This window comes from Pseudomonas sp. P7779 (assembly GCF_013386315.1).
GTDB lineage: Bacteria > Pseudomonadota > Gammaproteobacteria > Pseudomonadales > Pseudomonadaceae > Aquipseudomonas.
Genome location: NZ_JACARZ010000147.1, coordinates 1 through 2387, shown reverse-complemented (window position 1 = coordinate 2387; position 2387 = coordinate 1). Strand labels below are relative to the sequence as shown.

Sequence of the window (2387 nt, the reverse complement as noted above, 5' to 3'; positions counted from 1 at the left end):
CCCGCTCCCACATTGGCCCTGCGGCGCAGCTAATGGACAGTTACACTACCGCTCCCCAAAGGAGCCCGCATGACTTCCCTGCTAACCGACTGGCGCGACCGCCCTACCCACCGCCGCGTGTGGGCCCTCGCCGCGCCGATGATTTTGTCGAACATCTCCGTACCACTGGTGGCGCTGGTGGACAGCATGGTCATCGGCCACCTGCCCCACGCCCACCAACTCGGCGCCGTGGCCGTTGGCGCCAGCCTGTACACCTTCCTCGCCTGGGCCATGGGCTTCCTGCGCATGGGCTCCACCGGGTTTGCCGCCCAGGCCGCCGGGCGTGGTGATGGCGCGGCGCTGCGGCAGATTCTGTTGCAGGGGCTGTTGCTGGCGCTGGGCCTGGCCATAGTGCTCGGCAGCATCGGCATTCCGTTAAGCGGCCTGGTGCTGGACTGGATGCAGCCCTCGCCCGAACTGAACCAGCTGACCCGCGAATTCTTCCACACCCGGCTCCTCGGCCTGCCCGCAGCGCTGGCCAGCTATGCGCTGGTGGGCTGGTTCCTTGGCACCCAGAACGCCCGCGCGCCGCTGGCGATTCTGCTGACCACCAACCTCGTGAACATCGCGCTCAACCTGTGGTTCGTGCTGGGTCTGGATTGGGGCGTGGTCGGCTCGGCCCGCGCCTCGGTGATCGCCGAATGGACCGGCGCCCTGCTCGGCCTGGCCCTCACCCAAAAAGCCCTGCGCGCCTACCCCGGCCATATCGCCTGGGCCGCGCTCAAGCTGTGGCAAAGCTGGCGCCCGCTGCTGGCGGTGAACCGCGATATCTTCATCCGCAGCCTGGCCCTGCAATCGGTGTTTTTCATGATCACCGTGCAAGGCGCTCGCTTGGGGGATGCCACGGTGGCGGCGAATGCGCTGCTGCTCAATGGTCTGTTGCTGACGGCCCACGCTCTGGACGGACTGGCCCACGCCGTGGAAGCCTTGTGCGGCCACGCCATTGGCGCCCACGACCGCCAGGCCTTGCGCCGCTCGCTGGTGGTGGCCTGTGGTTGGTCGTTGCTGGCGAGTATCGGCTTCGCGATCCTGTTCGCCGTGTTCGGCCACCTGTTTATCGCCATGCAAACCGATATCCCGAGCGTGCGCGAAACCGCCGACATCTACCTGCCCTACCTCGCCGTACTGCCGTTGATCGCCGTGTGGAGCTACCTGCTGGACGGCCTGTTCATCGGCGCCACCCGCGCCCGGGAAATGCGCAACGGCATGCTGCTGACGGTGGTGATTGTGCTGCCCTTCGCCTGGGCCTTGCAGGGCCTTGGCAACCACGGATTGTGGATAACCTTCCTGCTGTTCATGGCCCTGCGCAGCCTGACGCTGTGGGCAATTGCCTGGCGCCTGAACAAGCAGGACCGCTGGCTTACTGGCCCGGCGTGAACGTGATAAACGCCGTGACCCGGTCCAATACGGGCGCCAGCCAACGCAGCGGCCGGGACATGGACGCCACCAATGTGGCGTGGCTGGTCCTGGTGAAGTAGAACTCCTCCACCGGCACACCCGCCGCTCGCAGCTTTTTCGCCAACCCGCCGGTGTTGCGCTTGGGGTTGACCAGATTGTCGTCCACCGAAGCAATCAACAGGCTGGGGGGTGCGCTTTGGCTCACGTGGTTGATGGGTTGGGAATCGGGCGGCGAGTCCGGGTAGAAGAACACCGGGCGCACATCGCGGTTTTCAATCGGCAGAAAGTCATACGGCCCGGCGAGGCCGATCCATCCCTTGAAGACTGACGGCGACAGGCCAACCCCGGCTAGCCACTGCGGGTCCAGCGCCAGCATTGCGGCGTTGTAGGCACCGGAACTGTGGCCCATCACATACAGCTTGCGGGGATCGCCGCCGTATTCGGCACTGTGCTGATACGCCCACGCGACTGCTTGGGCGCCGTCCTGTAAAAACAGTGGGTAGCGCACTTGCGGGTAAAGCCGGTAGTCGGCGATCACCACCACGATGCCGCGCGAGGCCAGGGCTTCGCCGACGAAACCGTAGTCATCCTTGGAGCCGCTGTTCCAGCTGCCGCCATAGAAAAACACCACGACGGGCGCGTCGGGCAAGGCGGTGACGGGGCGGTAGATATCGAGTTTCTGGCGGGGGTCATCGCCGTAGGCGAGGGAGGAGGTTTTGGTGAAGGTGCTGGTGGGGGTGAGTGCGTTGAGCACTTTGATCGGGGAGCAGGCTGCGAGCAGCGTCGCGATGGCCAGGGTGAACACTTGCAGGAGTTTTTTCGACATTATTCAGGCCCTATAAAAACTGCAGGACTTGCGGCGATCCAAATGTGGGAGCGGGCTTGCTCGCGAAGGCGGTGTATCAGTCTGCACATGTATTGACTGACACACCGCCTTCGCGAGCAAGCCC

General features: G+C 64.8%; 2 protein-coding genes. One reads left to right on the top strand and one right to left on the bottom strand.

Annotated elements, in window-relative coordinates:
- The first annotated feature begins 69 nt into the window (after positions 1 to 69).
- Entirely contained in the window at positions 70 to 1416 is a 1347-nt protein-coding gene (locus HX869_RS29770) for an MATE family efflux transporter (protein WP_177080367.1), read from the top strand.
- On the opposite strand, the gene HX869_RS29765 is transcribed toward HX869_RS29770, so the two are convergent.
- Entirely contained in the window at positions 1400 to 2263 is an 864-nt protein-coding gene (locus tag HX869_RS29765) for an alpha/beta hydrolase (RefSeq protein ID WP_087693106.1), read from the bottom strand. The genes HX869_RS29770 and HX869_RS29765 overlap by 17 nt on opposite strands.
- Between the last annotated feature and the right edge of the window lie 124 nt (positions 2264 to 2387).

Excerpts from the sequence above, each read along its gene's own strand:
- HX869_RS29770 (WP_177080367.1), top strand. The coding sequence starts at position 70 with ATGACTTCCCTGCTAACCGACTGGCGCGACCGCCCTACCCACCGCCGC.
- HX869_RS29765 (WP_087693106.1), bottom strand. The coding sequence starts at position 2,263 with ATGTCGAAAAAACTCCTGCAAGTGTTCACCCTGGCCATCGCGACGCTG.